The sequence below is a fragment of the Solitalea koreensis genome (assembly GCF_900182575.1).
Classification (GTDB): Bacteria; Bacteroidota; Bacteroidia; order Sphingobacteriales; family Sphingobacteriaceae; genus Solitalea; species Solitalea koreensis.
In genome coordinates, this window is the sequence record NZ_FXSZ01000003.1 from 344,605 (window position 1) to 360,285 (window position 15,681).

A 15,681-nucleotide genomic window follows, 5' to 3' on the forward strand; every position below is an offset into this window, starting at 1 on the left:
AAATAATATTCGGATAAAAATAGTAAAATAGACACTTGTAGTACTGAAGTACTAAAGAAATACTTGTTTAATCATTTTATGGTTAAATAAACGCCGTGGTATTATAATTGTATAGCTTTTTACTCATTATATTTTCAGCATGAAAGAAGAACTAGAAATCAACGCCGATGATTTGGCCATGATCATGGGGAAGAAATACGATCAAATCAATGAAATTATTGATAGTTGTTTTTGTGCACATTGCACAGATAGGAGAACATCTATTGTAAACTATAAGCTTTACTTAAATAGGTTAGATGATGTTATCTTAAAAGGAAGGTGTGCCAAATGTAATACTCCCGTTAACAGATACATTGAAACCGGTGAAAATAACGAAATGGCTTGTGTAGCTCAGCATATCAGAATGATCATAAAGAAATACCGGAAGATTAAAGCGTAGCCTGATATAGTGTTCTGTGCAATTCCTAATTGAAGCATTTTGATCATAAAAACAGACTGAATTCATCAGCCTCTTTTTATGACCAAAATGCTTTTAACGTTTATAGGTAGCTAAGACTTCTTCTCCTTTGTAAAGTAAGAGCTTTTTTCCATCAATTCTATAGTTATCAACTTGGCTAATAGCCTGTAAGTATAGATTTTCCGATTTCATTTGCGGACAAGCCATTCGGGTTGTACTCATGTCGGAGAAATGAAGTTTATTCCCGTCAACGGTATATTCACCAAAAAAATTATTGCAACCGGTGTATCCGTTAAATTTCTTTGTGGAGTCATTAAATTCTATGAAAATACCATGTTTAATATTGAAAGCAAGATAGATGTCGACCCCTTTAACATCCTGAAGTTCCCAATGATTGTTGGCAAGAGTTGGAGGTCCTTTAACGGTGCTACATGCTGAAAATAACAGGCAAAATATTAGGGCATATATTAAGCGCTGAAATATGTTTTTCATAACAAGATTGTTTTATCTAATGTAATATTTTCAAGTATTTTTAACAACTAAATATTTAATTATTAGATTGTTGCGTGCCGCATTCAAAAACTCTGCTACTCCTGCTTGCAAACAGATTTTTACTTATCTCCTAAAATAATGGGAGCACCTTTCGCATTCCCCATAATAATGATTTTTGAATTGGGAGAAGTTGCAATTTCTTTTTGAGCCTTAATCATTTCATACTGTAATTGTTTGTCGGAAAGGCTCTGGCTAATGATGTGTTGATAGTCCGAAATACCTTGAGCCTCTACACGTTTCCGCTCTGCTTCCTGACGTTCTTTCTGTAATACAAATTGCATTTTTTGTGCTTCTTGTTCTGCAGAAATTTTAGATTCAATACTTGCTTTTACAGATGTCGGTAGTTGAATGTTGCGAATAAGCAGTTGTTCCAGTATTAAACCTCGACTTTTAAAATCTTTCGAAATTGAGTTAAAAATGCGGGTTTGAAACTCATCACGGCGAGTAGAGTAAAGGGCCACTGCATCGTAATAAACGGCATTGTCACGAATCTTGGTTCTTGAAATTGGGCGCACAATTGTACTTTGGTAATCGGCCCCTATTTCTTTGAGTATACGTGGTGCTTCTGTTGGTAACACCCTATACAAAACCGTAAGATCAATAACTACTTCCAGTCCGTCGGCCGATAATACGCGAATGGCATCATCTCCTTGTTGATTGCCTTCGTCATGAGTGGATGACATGGTATAGTTCTGCGTTTTCACATCGAACTCGGTTACCTTCACTAAAGGATTGACGATGTTTAATCCGCTGTAAAGAGGGGTGCCCTCTACTTTTCCGAAAATGGATTTTACGGCAACAGTACCGGCCGGAACCACAACGAACATCGAGGTAGCAGCTCCAATCAACAGAAATGCAAGGCCAACAATACGGCCAATGTTTGTAAAACCAGCAAATTGAGCGTTGTTTGGAAGGATAAATAGCGCAACTAACAAAATAGCAGTGCCTAGAACGATTAGAAACATGATGATTTAAATTAGGTTTAGGGTGAATGTTTTTATCATGAGGTAAAAAAAAAGGAAAGTAGTTAATTACTTTCCTTTTTTAGTCTTTTTTTCAATTTTCATTGCTTCTTTTACTTTTTTGACGTACGCTAATTTTATCGCTAGAAAAAGAAAAAATGCTGCCGATACCATAGTAATCTTCAGTAAATTTTTTTCTTGAATGGCGTAAAGTATCGAAATTAGGGATACAAAAAGTAAAATATTTAAGCCTGTATTTAACAGGAGTTTTTTCCAAAGCATAAAAGATAACTAGCTTACTTTGATGCTTGAATCAATCTCTGTAGCCCAAGCTTGAATTCCGCCAGCTAAATTATACAGGTTGGTAAAACCAAATTGTTGTTCGAGTTGCATAATAGCTGCGGCGCTACGTTTGCCACTGCGGCAATGAATAACTACATCTTTATCTTTTGAAATCTTATCAGTTTCGAGCAGAATGTTTCCTAAAGGAATTAATTCTCCTCCAATGTTAGCATCCTGATATTCAAATTCTTCGCGAACATCAATCAGTTGAAAATCTTCGTTATTATCGATCTTTTTTTTAAGTTCCTGAACGGTAATCTCTCTCATTGTCTTGAAAATTTAATGATAGTGAGGGTGTTGTCTTTTGTTAAACTGCGGTAAAGATAAATTATTATTTAGTTCCGAAATCAAGTTGACTCTTAAATCATGAAAAAATTACGCCCAGAAGACAAGAATGATATTAAAACAGCCCTTAGCTTTCTAAAAGTCTAATATATAAGCTATGCGAATGCCATTTTGAGCGACACCCGGATTGTTAAGATAAGTTAAACGTCTGATTGCATCTACTCTGAATAATTTGAAAATATTACCGATACCCAGACTTACTTCCATATAAGGTTTTTCGAGCGCGTAAGTGGTAGGAGTTCCATTGTCATTTGCAGGGAATTGATATAAATTGGAATGAACAGCAGGGTCATTTTCGCTTCTTAATCCGCCAAATGCCATTTTCATCGCCACAAACTCTCTCCATTTCAATTTCTTTATCAAAGGTACTTTGTTTAAAATAAAGCCTCCGAATGAATGATCGATAAATACATTAACCGAATGGTCACTTACAAATTCCATAAAGTTCATAAGGTTAAATGAGCTTCGTGAATAGATATAGCTTTGATTGGCGGGTATTAGATTTAATAATGGAAAAGGCACCTGCCCCAATACAATTCGTCCTTCAATTGCAATATCAGTATATCCGAGTTGCGATAAATAAGTTCGTTTACTTATGCCAGCTTCAACTGCCTGGTAATTGTAGGCTCCTCCAAATAAACCCTTAATGCCCATGGTGTATTTTGCTGTTATGATCGGGAATTTATTGGGTATTTGCGTTCGGTATGATTTGCCCTGAATCATTTGCTCATGTGGAGCCCAACGTAATCGTAATGATAGTTCAGATGTGGTGAGTGAGGATATGGTAGTGTCGGCGCCATTTATAGTGCTGATGTATCGCAGATCCAACGCAGGTGATTGGGTAAATCTGTTGAATCCCCAATCATAAGAGAAATGATCTTTAAATTCTCTTAGGTAATTAAACTTATAATTTTCAGTATAAAGCCACTTATTATCTTCCCCTCTTTTAAACGACAGTAAGAAGCCATCGCTTTGAGCTAACTCCAACTCCTGCCCGGGAATCATGGTGGTGCGCTCATAACTTACCTTTAAATAATTGTTAGGGAACTTATAAATGGTTTTATGGTTTAAAGAGTAGGTCGTTGCCAGTTTATATTTCCATTTTTCGTCCTTGGTACCATAAGCGGCATAGCCTTCAAAATACCAGGGGTTGTAAAACTTAGGCAGTGTTCTTCCGCCAAATTTAAAGCGGCTCCCTTCTAATTCGTTGAAGCTAAAAAAAGTGCTGGAGGGTCCCATCTCAAATCCTCCAAATCCATGGTAACCTGTTACCAGAAAATTCACAAAATTGGCCGTTCTTTTAAACTTTGGGATACTCTGTAAGGTGTCCATGTTTTTGTAAACGTTTGATTCGGAATGGCTTAGGGCTATTGCTCTGTTTTGCTTCCAATAAGCTTCGTTTTGTTTTAACTCTTCCGTATTGGTGTTTACGGTATCGTCCGAATAGAATGAAGCTTCTTTTGGATGGTTGATTACATAGTTTTTGAACGACATGCTTCGCTCTCCAACAACTCCAACACCTTTATTTCTTAGGAATCCTAAGTCTGTTAAAGCATCACTAGAATTTAAATAATAATGGCCAAGGCTATCCTGGTCAAAGGTTTGAATAACGTGTAAACTACGAATCCAGTTCAAATTCACATTTTTATCCAAGCCCATGTCAAGCCTTTTTACGGCAAATTTGCCATCAAGCGTAATGTATAGCTTTCCTTCAAATAGCAAGTCGCCTTTTACCCTGGGGGTAAAACTGATCTCTACCAATTTCGAAGTATCGTTTACAACAGTATCTGTTATAAAGAACTTGTAATAGTCTTGAGCATTATCGGCAATCGGACTTAAAAACTGATTGGTTACGATAAAGATATTGTTGGCATAAATATCAATATCTGCATAGACCCGGTTCAAGTAAATACTTACGCCGTTTTGATCTACATAATTGCTAATATCAACTTGTTGTTTTGCTTTAATAATGGTTTTAGACTTATTCAGTTCTTTGTTATAATAATGATCCGAAACCATTTCCTCCATGTAAATTGGGTAAAGTGTTTTACCTGGGATTTTAGTCGTGTCTTTATTCTCCCACAAAAACTTATAAGAAGCCAACAGTTTTTTATCCAAAGTTTTTTGTGGAAGATCACTCAATGAGAAAACCAGTTTTTCATATTTCTCATACTCCAAACTTGAATAATTTTTGGGTTGGTTGATTGACTTATTATCGATTACTTTTTTAATTAAAGCCACCGCCGGATTGTCTTTATTTTTGTACTTGACACGCCGGGTAGCCCTTATCTCCGCCTCCGGAAGCGTTTGGTTGTTGGTAACCAGTTGTACATTCAACACTTGTTGAGCTCCGGGAGTAATCCTTTTGGTAACAGTTTGATAACTTAAATAGCTAAATTGAATAAGTGTAACCTTATCTGTAGTACTTAAGAAATAGCGGCCGTTGCTATCAGTAACAGTACCTTTGTTAGAATTGATGAATTTAATACTTACCGTTGATAATGCTTCTCGGCTTACGGCATCAATAACTTTTCCCGAAACTACTGTTGTTTGTGCAACCGAAGTGTAAGCCATGCTTAATAGTGCACACAAAATAGCCAGGTATAAGTAAGGCTTATAAGTAAACATTCATCTATGATTGTAGGATAATTTTAAAATAACACGATTAAAGGGCATTAAGTTTACCCGGGCCGACAGTTTTTTAAACAAACTTTGTGAAAAAGATCAGAAAGATTCTTGGGAAATGTTCCGGTAGATAAGTTGACTATTTAAGAACCTCTAAAATTGAGCGAACAATTTTCAGCGGGTTCTTATTTTTAAGCGCTTTTACTATTCACCCCTGAATTTTAAATAAATTTAACATAAACAGCTCATTATCTTAAATTTGTAATTACACATTTGGCCAAATTTTCTTCAATGAGAGACTTGTCCGTAGTTATTACCGTTTTAAATGAGAAAGACAATATTGAGCCCTTAATTGGCTCAATCCGGCACGCTTTGGCTGCAATTGATTATGAAGTAATTTTTGTGGATGACGGATCTACCGATGGAACTCAAAAAGAAATCATCCGCCAGGTTGATCATCGCACTAAATTAGTGGAATTGCGTAAAAACTATGGGCAAAGTACCGCTATGATGGCCGGAATTGATCATGCCAGTGGTCGTTACATTGCTTTATTGGATGGCGATTTGCAAAATGATCCATCTGATATTCCATTCATGCTTCAAAAACTAAAAGATGAGGACTGGGATGTGGTGGCAGGAGAACGCGTTAATCGGGAAGATGGTATGTTATTGCGTAAGATACCAAGCAGTATTGCTAATGCGATTATACGCAGTTCAACGGGCGTTCACATCCGTGATTATGGCTGCACGTTGAAAGTTTTCAAAAGTGAAATTGCGCATGAGTTGGGACTTTACGGTGAATTGCATCGCTTTATTCCTGTTTTGGCGGCGTTGCAAGGCGCAAAAATTACACAGGTTCCGGTAAAACACCATCAGCGAATATTCGGAAAATCCAAATACGGAATTAACCGCACGTTTAAGGTAATTGCTGATTTAGTATTGATGGTATTTCTACGTAGATACCTGCAAAAACCAATGCATCTGTTCGGCGGTATCGGTTTTGTTGCCATCTTAATAGGGTTATTTATTAACCTGTATTTGTTGGGCTTAAAAATTGGCGGCCACGATATATGGGGCAAGCCCATATTAATATTGGGGGTAATAATGCTCTTGGGCGGCGTGCAGTTAATTACAATTGGTATTTTAGCCGAAATAAACATGCGCACTTATTTTGAGTCGCAGCATAAAAAAACTTACCAGGTTAGAAAGATCTACATGAATGACCAAAAAGAAACTGTGGAGCTTTATTAAAGTGGCGTTGAAAATCTTTATCACCGGGTTTTCCCTCTGGTGGGTTTTTCGAAAAATTGACATCAGGGAACTGATTGAGGCATTTAAATCTACCAATGGTTGGTTCCTGTTTGTTGCCGCATTGTTTTTTATCCTTTCAAAGGTAATTGCTTCGTTCAGGTTGAATCTGTTTTTTAGGGCTATTCAATTACAACTTTCTGAACTAATTAATCTGCGCTTGTATTGGCTTGGCATGTTTTATAACTTGTTTTTGCCAGGCGGTATTGGTGGTGATGGTTATAAAGTGTGGTGGCTGAATGCTAAGTTTGAAACACCTGCTAAAAAACTTTTGTGGGCGGTACTGCTCGATCGAATAAGCGGACTGGCTGCTTTAGGTATACTCATTTGTTTAATTGCCTTATTCTTGCCTGTACTTAATCATTGGGATTGGCTCATATCACTAACCGCCATTTTAGGATTAGTTATATTTTACTTAATCTATCATTTCTTTTTCAAGGAATTTAAAGCCTGTTTTTGGAGTACGAACATCCAGGGATTACTGGTGCAACTGGCGCAGCTCGCTGCAGTAATTTTTATTTTGAATTCACTGGGAATTGAAAATCATTACAAAGAATATCTTATGCTGTTCCTGGTGTCATCGGTGGTAGCGGTACTTCCTTTTACTATTGGTGGATTGGGCGCTCGTGAACTGGTTTTTCTTTTCGGTTCTCAATATTTACAATTAGATATGCATTACGCCGTAACCATAAGTTTGTGGTTTTACCTTATTACTGCTACAGTGTCCTTATTTGGAGCCTATTATGTGTTCAATGAAAAGAAATTAGAATTGTCGGAAGGCCCTGTAGGTTAAGATAACACAAGAAACAATAATCCTCGTCGAGGCTGTAGGTAATGGATCGCTTATTAATCCTTTGTAAAGAAAATCTTGATTTCAAAAATCTTCCTTTACTTTTGTGTAATACGCTCATTTCCAGGAGGTGATATTTGGTATTGGAGGCATATCTATCGTTAATTCAACGCCTCCATTTGAGATTATGCTATTCATAATTTGTTCATTATCGGTTAGCAATTTCCTAATTCTTAACTGACAGCTTTGCAATGGATTAATCTTTATTCTTGACTTTTTTATCATTCATCTTACTATAATGGTCGCAGAAAAAATCATTGCAGATAACAGAAATGGTATAAATATTACCATTATTCTTTTGTTGGCTGTACTGCTGTATTTTCCACATTTGGGTAAAACGCCCATTTATATATTGGACGAAGCGAAGAATGCTCAATGCGCCCGTGAGATGATGCAACGGGGCGATTGGATTGTGCCCACCTTTAATCAGGAACTCCGAACAGATAAGCCTCCCTTTCATTACTTTTTCATGATACTTGCTTATAAGATTTTTGGAGTAAATGAGTTTGCCGCACGTTTCTTTTCGGCCATTTTTGGTATTGGTACATTGCTGGTTACTTATTTTTTTTCAAGGAAGTTTCTGGGAGAAATGAAAGCATTCTTTATTGTTTTGGTATTGCTTTCTTCTCTTCATTTTACTTTAGAAATGCATTTGTCGGTTCCTGATCCATACCTGATTTTCTTGATAAGCACCGGGTTATTTTCGGTGTTTACTTTTTTGCAAACCGCGGAGAAAAAATACGTGTGGCTTTTTTATTCATGCATCGGTTTTGGAATCTTATGCAAGGGCCCCGTTGCTATTGTTGTTCCTGGTTTGATCGTTCTGTTTTATCTGATTTTGGAAAAAGAACTCAGTCTAAAAAAGCTCCTGCAACTTCAGCCGTTTATTGGTTTGGCCATTGTGCTGTTATTGGCTTTGCCCTGGTATTATGCAGTCTATAAGGCTACAGATGGAGCCTGGGTGAAGGGGTTTTTATTCGAACATAACATTAACCGTTTTATGAGCGCAAAAGAAGGTCATGGTGGATTTTTCTTACTAACTGCCATCTTTATTTTTGCAGGCTTTCTTCCATTCTCCGTATTCATAGTACAAACCGTTAAGCATGTAAAGGCTTTTTGGCAAAACCCATTTATAAAATTCAGTGCCCTTGTTTCCGTGGTTTTCTTGCTTTTTTTTACAGTATCAAACACTAAACTTCCTAATTACCCAATGCCTGCATACCCTTTTTATGCTGTATTGTTTGGCAGTTTTTTACACAGCTGGACAAGTAGAGAATACTCTGGGTCAATGAAAATGCCATTTATTATTTTATTCATTTTAATGTTGGCGATACCTGTGGCCATCTATTTTGTACTCAAGAATGAGCCTCCAATCAGTCTGTTAGCTAACCTTTCCGTTTACTTTATCATTTTCCCGATAGGAGCTTTTTTAGGTTTTTACTTCTATCAGAAAGGTAATTTACGAGAATCAGTATATGCAGTTAGTGGTTCGTTTATGTTGATGGCTTTTGTTTTTTTTGGATGGATTTACCCTGTGGTATATGATCAAAATCCGGTAAATAAAAGTTTAGCACTACTGAACGAAAACAAGCCTTTGGTGGCCTATAAGATTTATAACCCCGGATATAATTTCTATTTAAACAAACCCGTTAAACTGTTTGATGATACAGCTCAGTTGAAAGCCTTCACTAAAATACATCCTGATTATATACTCATTAGCAGGGAAAGTCTGAATCCTGAATTGCAATCAATTGGCGCCAAAACAGTCTTTAAGGGGAAAGATATTTTTGAAACGCCGGTAACCATAATTATGCAACATAAATTATGAAAGCAATTATCATACAGCTACGATTCTTCCTGGTGGCTTATCTCCTGTTTTTAATAGCCGCCATTATTCTTTACCTGGCTGAAGGGCACGCAGGGTCATTTTTATTAATTAACGGAGCACATACGGGTTGGACCGACCAATTTTTCAAATACTTTACTTATGTAGGCGATGGCACTTTTTTCGGAATACTGATTATTGCCTATTTGTTCACTGACCGAAAAAGGTCATGGCTAACTTTTTTAACTTTGGTGATAACCACTATTCTGGCCAATTTAATAAAACACCAGCTTTTTCCGCATACCTTGCGTCCTAAAACCTACTTTAACGACGATCGTCTATTGCATTTTGTTAACGGAGTAGTGGTTCACAGTTACGGAAGTTTCCCTTCCGGGCATTCGATTTCTGCCTTTAGCATAGCCATGCTTTGTACTTATTTTTCAAAGGATAAACACCTCGGAGCTGTTTACGCGCTTATGGCCGCACTAGTAGGTTACTCCCGCATTTATTTAGCTCAGCATTTTTTATTGGATGTAATCATGGGGAGTTTAATAGGTGTAATTGCAACGTTTGGCTGCATACTTTTCGTTTCTAAAATCAGGATTAAAATTCAGAAACCTGTTTTCAAACGCATGAGTGATAGAGAAGGAAAAGACATTACTGCCAGATAAAATGCTTTTCGGAATTTTAAATTCGAATGAGTGTGGTTTGATATTCCTAGAATTTATAAATATCTTTTCCATGTCTGATTTTCAAAATCTCTATAGTTACGATTTGATTTTCGATACGATAGATAATTCGATAATCATTAACTCGGATTCTATATAAATCTTTAAATCCTTTTAGTTTTTTACAACCTTGTGGTAACTTTCGGTTCTGATACACGAGATTGCGCCTCTAACTCCTCAATGAATTCTTCTAATTCTTCACTGTATAAATTCAAGTCGATTACAACGGCAGTTTTATTCCCAGCATCATCAGTTATATAATTTATACCCTTCATAATGCAATTAACTTAAAATCTATGATTTGCAATCTTAATACGACGCTGTTGTTCGGGATTTCAAATCCTGAGCAACAGCTCATTTGGATTTTAAGTTTGAATGAGTGAGCGTTTCAATATTGTTCTTGATGCTTGTTTCTTGATTCTTTTTGTCTCGATTTGCCTACTTCAACAAGTTCTCAATTGCTTTCTCCACTTTCTCAAAATCAAATTCCTTAATCACCTTTTCCATTTCGGCTTTTATTTGAGCGGTGCAAAGATTGCCGATACTACCTTCATGAGTGTGGTGTATGCTTTCAGGGATTTTGAAGTTTTCTGCTTCAATAGCAAGGCCCACATTTTTATACGCTTCGCGGAAAGGAACGCCTTCAAGCACCTGGTTATTTACTACTTCAACACTGAAAAGGTATTTGTATTTTTCGTCTTTTAAAATACCATCCTTGCAGGTAATGTGTTGAAGCATGTAATTACAAATCTGCAAGCAATCTTCCAGTTCCTGGAAAGCCGGAACAATTACCGCTTTGGTTACCTGCATATCACGGAAATAGCCTGAAGGAAGGTTATTGGTAAGCAAGGTTAGGTCATTTGGTAAGGCTTGTAGCTTGTTGCATTTGGCACGAATTAGTTCAAAAACATCAGGATTCTTTTTGTGTGGCATAATGCTGGATCCGGTTGTTAAATGATCCGGGAAACTGATGAAACCAAAGTTCTGGTTGATATATAAACACACATCATAAGCGAACTTGCTCAATGTTGCAGCAACCGAAGCTAATGCCATGGCAACCAATTTTTCGGTTTTCCCTCGCGTCATTTGGGCATAAACTACATTGTGATTCAAAGCTCCGAAGCCTAATAATTCGGTGGTCATTGTGCGGTTCAAGGGGAAGGATGAACCATATCCAGCGGCTGAGCCTAAAGGATTTTTGTTCGCCACTTTATAAGCAGCCAGTAAAAACTCCATGTCATCCATAAGGCTTTCGGCATAAGCGCCAAACCATAATCCGAAGGAAGAAGGCATGGCAATTTGCAAATGCGTATAACCGGGTAATAATTTGTCTTTATGCTCTTCGCTTAGGCTTTGCAGGGTATCAAAAAGCTGTTTGGTTGAACCTACGATTTGCTTTAGCTCATAACGCAAAAACTGCTTGATGTCAACCAAAACCTGATCGTTACGTGAACGGCCGCTGTGAATTTTTTTGCCGGCTTCGCCGATACGTTGTGTTAACAGGTATTCTACTTGCGAGTGTACATCTTCAACGCCTTCTTCAATTTTAAATTCAGAGCGTTCAATTTCTCCATAAATTTTTACCAGCTCTTTCTTCAGTAGTTCAAGCTCTTCTTTGCTTAACAAATCAATGCTCTGCAGCATGGTGATATGTGCCAGCGATCCCAACACATCGAAAGGTGCCAAGTACATGTCTAATTCACGATCATTTCCAACGGTAAACTGTTCAACTTCTTTTTGTACGTCTGTATTTTTAGCCCAAAGCTTCATAATTGGTATTGTGTAATGAGTATTGTGATTTTATTGGTCCATAGTCGATGGCCATAGTTTACTTATTGTATCAATTTTAGTCTATTGACCATTAACAATGGTCTAGGACGTATATGCCTTTGCCTGAATGAATGAGTAGAAAAACACCGCATCCGGGTTTTTGGCAACGGCTTTCATTTCTTCTTTAACTCTATCGGCAGTTCCCTGATCAACGTAGTTTGAATCGATCAGATTCGGCATTCCGCTCATTAATAAATCTGCCCAAAAATTAATCATTTCTGCTCTTTTTGCAGGATTACGATTGTCAAGATGAATGGTTTTAACAGTAGTTTGAATATTGGTGTAACCCACGCTTTGTAACATGTTGCCAAGTTTTGCACCAATAAACGGATCGCCACCCATATCGTACTGAAGGTCGTTAAAACGCATCCAATACTGCCAGGTGTTCGGCGAGTACGGATCAAGGAAAAAACTTGAATTAAGTACTTCTGTTAAGTAAACCACACTACCCGGTTTCAACACTCTTCGTATTTCCGACAAAACTTTTAAGGGGTTGGGAATATGTTCCAAAACCCAGCATAAAAACGCGCCGTCGAACTTGTTTTTTGAGTCAAAATCCATATCTGTGGCATCCATTTGCATAATTTCATAGCGATCTTTTGCAATCGGATTGTCAGCCAGAGATTGTTTTGCTGTTTCAATTTGCGTTTCGGAGAAGTCGATACAAGTGAGTTGAGCATTCGGAAATCTGCGTAATAAAATATCCGTTTGAGCACCCACCCCGCTACCCACTTCGAGCAGGTTTTCTACTTCTGACAAATCAATATCTGAATACACATAATTTTCAAGAAATCGGGCTTGCCTGCGAAGTCGGTCTTGCTCTGTAGCAGAAAAGCCATGCAAGTATTTTTCTTTCAGCATTGAATTAGATTTGAGTTCTATACCAAGTTAACAAATATCAAAGAGAAGCGTGTCATCCTGAGGTACGAAGGATCCTTTTGCACAGCGGTGGCATGAACTTAAAGTCGTACCACCGCTCGTTCAACCTTCTAAAGAATTACTTTCTCCAAAATCTGAATGTAAAGATCAATTCCTTCTTCAATTTCAGCTAAATAAACGTATTCGTCGGCCGTATGCGAACGGGCTGAATCTCCTGGTCCTAATTTTAAGGAAGGAACGGGAATTAAAGCCTGATCAGAAGTGGTTGGGGACCCGTATGTAGTGCGACCTAGCTCCAAACCTGATTTTACTATTGGATGTTCATCAGAAATAGAGGAGGAGCGCATACGCATCGACCGTGGAACAACATCACAGCTAACATTGGCTTTAATCGTTTCCAATAATTCTTCATGCGTATATTGATCTGTTACACGAATATCAACCACAAATTCACAACGATCGGGCACCACGTTATGCTGTGAGCCCGCGTGGATAACGGTAACACTCATTTTGATCGGACCTAAGAAAGGTGAAACTCTTTCAAATTGATAGGTGCGGAACCATTCTATGTCCTTAAGCGCTTTGTAAATGGCATTTTCGCCTTCTTCACGTGCCGCATGCCCTGACCTTCCATGTGATACACAATCGCAAACCATCAAACCTTTTTCGGCGATAGCCAGGTGCATTTGAGTAGGTTCCCCAACAATAGCGAATTCAATGGGGCCTAGCTCCGGAACAATCAATTCGATGCCATTATGTCCCGATATTTCTTCCTCTGCTGACGCTGCAAAAGCTACGTTATACTTGAGATTTTCTTTCTCGTAGAAATATAAAAAAGTGGCAAGGAGTGAAACAAGACAACCTCCGGCATCATTGCTGCCCAAGCCAAACAGTTTGCCATCTTCAACGATTGGGCAGTAAGGGTCTTTAGTATAACCTTTGTTGGGCTTTACGGTGTCATGATGTGAGTTTAATAACACCGTTGGCTTATTCGGGTTGTAGTTTTTATTAAAGGCCCAAATATTGTTCATTTTTCGAAACGTGTGAACGCCCCGCTCTTTCATAAACGCCTCCAGCTTATCTCCCGTACTGTTTTCTTCTTTACTGAACGATTGAATAGAGATAAGCTTTTTTAGCAGTTCTATCGCATCGGTTTTATAATGGTCAGTCATTTTTTATTAGTGTTATTCGTTATTGGTTATCTGATTTAGGTTTTAGTATTAACTATTAACCATTAGCTGAGAACAGATAACTTTATTTACGAATCTTTCGAATATAATCCGCCGGCCTTTATCGCAGATGTTCTTATCCCTTTAATTAACGCCGAACTAAAGCCCTGATGCTCCATTTCGTTTAGGCCGGCAATGGTACAGCCTCTAGGTGAAGTTACTTTATCAATTTCGTGTTCAGGATGAGCGCCTTCTCGTGCCAATAATGCCGCAGCGCCTTTCGCAGTTTGTACCGCCATATTTAATGCTTCTTCCGAATGGAAGCCAATTTCAACGCCCCCTTGCATTGCGGCTCGAATAGAGCGCAGAAAGAAAGCAATACCACAAGCACAAAGAGCAGTTGCTGAAGTCATAAGTTCTTCTTTGATCTCTTGCGTTATTCCAACGGTTTCAAAAATGGAGTTCACTAATGCTTTTTGATCTCCTGTAGCACCATCATACGAAATACATGTCATCGATTGACCCACAGAAATGGCCGTATTGGGCATAGCACGAACAACGGCTGGAGCTTTTCCCAGATTATCTTTAATATCCTGAATAGAAACACCGGTAACTAATGAAATAACCAGTTGTTTTTGCTCGATTACTGAATCTTTGATTTCGGCCAACAAACCGTTAAGTTGTTGAGGAAGTACCCCTAACACAATAATATCAGCGTTTTTTACCGCTTCAGCATTATTGCTTGAAACAACATAGCCCTGCATAGCAAAGGGCTGCAAAGCTCCAAGGTTTCTGCGTGTAATGGTAATTTGTCCAGTTGTGTACTGACCAGATTGCACTAAGCCTTTGGCTAAGGCTAGCCCAATGTTGCCACCGCCAAGAATGGCGATTTTGAGGTTTTCGGTTGACATATTTTTTGTTTTTGTAGTTTCTTATCTCTTCTTTACAAGGTGGTTGATAACTACTCTCTGCACGATTATTTTATTAACGTGCCCGTACTGATGCCTTCATTTATTAAATTCAATAATCCATCAGCATGCATAATGTAAACCGCTTTTACACCCTGATTAATGGCCTCAAAAGCATTATCCAGTTTAGGGATCATGCCTGCAACTACCACACCTTCTTCTTTTAGCTTCGCGAAATAAGATTTTGTGATCTCCCCAATCACGTTATCCTCGGCATTTAATACGCCTTCTTTTTCGAAGCAATAAATAAGGTTCACATTAAATTTTTTCGATAACGATACAGCTACTGTTGAGGCGATGGTATCAGCATTTGTATTTAACATGTTGCCTTGCTGGTCATGGGTGAGCGGAGCCAAAATAGGAACCATTCCATTTTCTAAAAGTAAAGCAAGGGTTTTACCATCCATTTTTTCTTTTTCCACATCTCCAACAAAACCAAAATCAATTGGGTTTGCAGGACGTTTATGAGCAGGAATAATGTTGGCATCAGCACCGGTTAAGCCTATCGCGTTATTATTACGAGCCTGAAGTTGAGCAACTAACCGCTTGTTGATTAAACCGCCGTAAACCATTGTGACGATTTTGAGGGTTTCTGCATCGGTAATTCGTCGGCCATCAACCATTTGTGCTTCAATTCCAAGGCCTTTGCTTATTTCAGTTGCGACTTTTCCGCCACCGTGAATCAGTACTTTAAGTCCCTTTAATTTTGAAAAATCATCAAGGAAAGATGTCAGTTTTTCTTCGTTATCAATGATGTTTCCGCCTACTTTTATGATGTTAAGAGCCTCCCCGCCCTCGAGGGAAGGGCTGGTTTCAGTTGTATTATTCATACAAATATGTT

The 15,681-nt window shown here is 38.1% G+C and carries 17 protein-coding genes; 5 read left to right on the forward strand and 12 right to left on the reverse strand.

Annotated elements, in window-relative coordinates; genetic code table 11:
• Positions 1–139: 139 nt before the first annotated feature.
• Positions 140–439, forward strand: a complete 300-nt coding sequence (locus FN756_RS06980; RefSeq protein ID WP_142602725.1) for a hypothetical protein — start codon at positions 140–142, stop codon at positions 437–439.
• Positions 440–532: 93 nt separating this feature from the next.
• Here the strand turns inward: FN756_RS06980 and FN756_RS06985 are convergent, their stop codons facing one another.
• The 5 genes from FN756_RS06985 to FN756_RS07000 form a co-directional block, all read right to left on the reverse strand.
• Positions 533–949 carry an META domain-containing protein gene (locus FN756_RS06985; protein WP_142602727.1) on the reverse strand — a complete coding sequence of 139 codons (417 nt, stop codon included), beginning with the start codon at positions 947–949 and terminating at the stop codon, positions 533–535.
• Positions 950–1,068: 119 nt separating this feature from the next.
• Positions 1,069–1,974: a prohibitin family protein gene (locus FN756_RS06990; RefSeq protein ID WP_142602729.1), complete on the reverse strand. Its 906-nt coding sequence runs from the start codon at positions 1,972–1,974 to the stop codon at positions 1,069–1,071.
• A gap of 66 nt (positions 1,975–2,040) precedes the next feature.
• The gene (locus FN756_RS14760) at positions 2,041–2,253 is read right to left on the reverse strand and encodes a DUF6358 family protein (protein WP_221929035.1); all 213 of its coding nucleotides are present in this window, start codon (positions 2,251–2,253) and stop codon (positions 2,041–2,043) included.
• A gap of 9 nt (positions 2,254–2,262) precedes the next feature.
• Entirely contained in the window at positions 2,263–2,580 is a 318-nt protein-coding gene (locus FN756_RS06995) for a rhodanese-like domain-containing protein (RefSeq protein ID WP_142602731.1), read from the reverse strand.
• A 153-nt stretch (positions 2,581–2,733) separates the two neighbouring features.
• Positions 2,734–5,286 (reverse strand): DUF5686 and carboxypeptidase-like regulatory domain-containing protein, encoded by a 2,553-nt coding sequence (locus FN756_RS07000; RefSeq protein ID WP_142602733.1) that lies wholly within the window; start codon positions 5,284–5,286, stop codon positions 2,734–2,736.
• A 288-nt stretch (positions 5,287–5,574) separates the two neighbouring features.
• On the opposite strand from FN756_RS07000, the gene FN756_RS07005 reads away from it, so the two are divergent.
• The 4 genes from FN756_RS07005 (at position 5,575) to FN756_RS07020 (ending at position 9,937) form a co-directional block, all read left to right on the forward strand.
• Positions 5,575–6,534: a glycosyltransferase family 2 protein gene (locus tag FN756_RS07005; RefSeq protein ID WP_142602735.1), complete on the forward strand. Its 960-nt coding sequence runs from the start codon at positions 5,575–5,577 to the stop codon at positions 6,532–6,534.
• Complete coding sequence (locus FN756_RS07010; RefSeq protein WP_142602737.1) at positions 6,503–7,384, forward strand: lysylphosphatidylglycerol synthase transmembrane domain-containing protein; 882 nt, start codon at positions 6,503–6,505, stop codon at positions 7,382–7,384. The genes FN756_RS07005 and FN756_RS07010 overlap by 32 nt, the downstream gene beginning before the upstream one ends.
• A gap of 295 nt (positions 7,385–7,679) precedes the next feature.
• Positions 7,680–9,269, forward strand: a complete 1,590-nt coding sequence (locus tag FN756_RS07015) for an ArnT family glycosyltransferase (RefSeq protein ID WP_142602739.1) — start codon at positions 7,680–7,682, stop codon at positions 9,267–9,269.
• Positions 9,266–9,937 carry a phosphatase PAP2 family protein gene (locus tag FN756_RS07020; RefSeq protein WP_142602741.1) on the forward strand — a complete coding sequence of 224 codons (672 nt, stop codon included), beginning with the start codon at positions 9,266–9,268 and terminating at the stop codon, positions 9,935–9,937. The genes FN756_RS07015 and FN756_RS07020 overlap by 4 nt, the downstream gene beginning before the upstream one ends.
• Positions 9,938–9,983: 46 nt before the next feature.
• On the opposite strand, the gene FN756_RS14765 is transcribed toward FN756_RS07020, so the two are convergent.
• From FN756_RS14765 to argB, 7 genes are all read right to left on the reverse strand, one after another.
• A complete protein-coding gene (locus FN756_RS14765) occupies positions 9,984–10,151 on the reverse strand; it encodes a type II toxin-antitoxin system RelE family toxin (RefSeq protein ID WP_142602743.1) in 168 nt (55 codons plus the stop codon).
• Positions 10,117–10,269, reverse strand: a complete 153-nt coding sequence (locus tag FN756_RS14455; protein ID WP_185955210.1) for a hypothetical protein — start codon at positions 10,267–10,269, stop codon at positions 10,117–10,119. Before FN756_RS14455 ends, FN756_RS14765 begins: the two co-directional genes overlap by 35 nt.
• A gap of 163 nt (positions 10,270–10,432) precedes the next feature.
• Entirely contained in the window at positions 10,433–11,764 is a 1,332-nt protein-coding gene (argH, locus tag FN756_RS07030) for an argininosuccinate lyase (protein WP_142602745.1), read from the reverse strand.
• A 102-nt stretch (positions 11,765–11,866) separates the two neighbouring features.
• Positions 11,867–12,685 carry a class I SAM-dependent methyltransferase gene (locus tag FN756_RS07035; protein ID WP_142602747.1) on the reverse strand — a complete coding sequence of 273 codons (819 nt, stop codon included), beginning with the start codon at positions 12,683–12,685 and terminating at the stop codon, positions 11,867–11,869.
• A gap of 128 nt (positions 12,686–12,813) precedes the next feature.
• Complete coding sequence (locus tag FN756_RS07040) at positions 12,814–13,875, reverse strand: M20 family metallo-hydrolase (protein WP_142602749.1); 1,062 nt, start codon at positions 13,873–13,875, stop codon at positions 12,814–12,816.
• Between the two features lie 86 nt (positions 13,876–13,961).
• A complete protein-coding gene (proC, locus tag FN756_RS07045; protein WP_142602751.1) occupies positions 13,962–14,783 on the reverse strand; it encodes a pyrroline-5-carboxylate reductase in 822 nt (273 codons plus the stop codon).
• A 65-nt stretch (positions 14,784–14,848) separates the two neighbouring features.
• Entirely contained in the window at positions 14,849–15,670 is an 822-nt protein-coding gene (gene argB / locus FN756_RS07050; RefSeq protein ID WP_142602753.1) for an acetylglutamate kinase, read from the reverse strand.
• Between the last annotated feature and the right edge of the window lie 11 nt (positions 15,671–15,681).

Excerpts from the sequence above, each read along its gene's own strand:
- FN756_RS06980 (WP_142602725.1), top strand. The coding sequence starts at position 140 with ATGAAAGAAGAACTAGAAATCAACGCCGATGATTTGGCCATGATCATG.
- FN756_RS06985 (WP_142602727.1), bottom strand. The coding sequence starts at position 949 with ATGAAAAACATATTTCAGCGCTTAATATATGCCCTAATATTTTGCCTG.
- FN756_RS06990 (WP_142602729.1), bottom strand. The coding sequence starts at position 1,974 with ATGTTTCTAATCGTTCTAGGCACTGCTATTTTGTTAGTTGCGCTATTT.
- FN756_RS14760 (WP_221929035.1), bottom strand. The coding sequence starts at position 2,253 with ATGCTTTGGAAAAAACTCCTGTTAAATACAGGCTTAAATATTTTACTT.
- FN756_RS06995 (WP_142602731.1), bottom strand. The coding sequence starts at position 2,580 with ATGAGAGAGATTACCGTTCAGGAACTTAAAAAAAAGATCGATAATAAC.
- FN756_RS07000 (WP_142602733.1), bottom strand. The coding sequence starts at position 5,286 with ATGTTTACTTATAAGCCTTACTTATACCTGGCTATTTTGTGTGCACTA.
- FN756_RS07005 (WP_142602735.1), top strand. The coding sequence starts at position 5,575 with ATGAGAGACTTGTCCGTAGTTATTACCGTTTTAAATGAGAAAGACAAT.
- FN756_RS07010 (WP_142602737.1), top strand. The coding sequence starts at position 6,503 with ATGACCAAAAAGAAACTGTGGAGCTTTATTAAAGTGGCGTTGAAAATC.
- FN756_RS07015 (WP_142602739.1), top strand. The coding sequence starts at position 7,680 with ATGGTCGCAGAAAAAATCATTGCAGATAACAGAAATGGTATAAATATT.
- FN756_RS07020 (WP_142602741.1), top strand. The coding sequence starts at position 9,266 with ATGAAAGCAATTATCATACAGCTACGATTCTTCCTGGTGGCTTATCTC.
- FN756_RS14455 (WP_185955210.1), bottom strand. The coding sequence starts at position 10,269 with ATGAAGGGTATAAATTATATAACTGATGATGCTGGGAATAAAACTGCC.
- argH (WP_142602745.1), bottom strand. The coding sequence starts at position 11,764 with ATGAAGCTTTGGGCTAAAAATACAGACGTACAAAAAGAAGTTGAACAG.
- FN756_RS07035 (WP_142602747.1), bottom strand. The coding sequence starts at position 12,685 with ATGCTGAAAGAAAAATACTTGCATGGCTTTTCTGCTACAGAGCAAGAC.
- FN756_RS07040 (WP_142602749.1), bottom strand. The coding sequence starts at position 13,875 with ATGACTGACCATTATAAAACCGATGCGATAGAACTGCTAAAAAAGCTT.
- proC (WP_142602751.1), bottom strand. The coding sequence starts at position 14,783 with ATGTCAACCGAAAACCTCAAAATCGCCATTCTTGGCGGTGGCAACATT.
- argB (WP_142602753.1), bottom strand. The coding sequence starts at position 15,670 with ATGAATAATACAACTGAAACCAGCCCTTCCCTCGAGGGCGGGGAGGCT.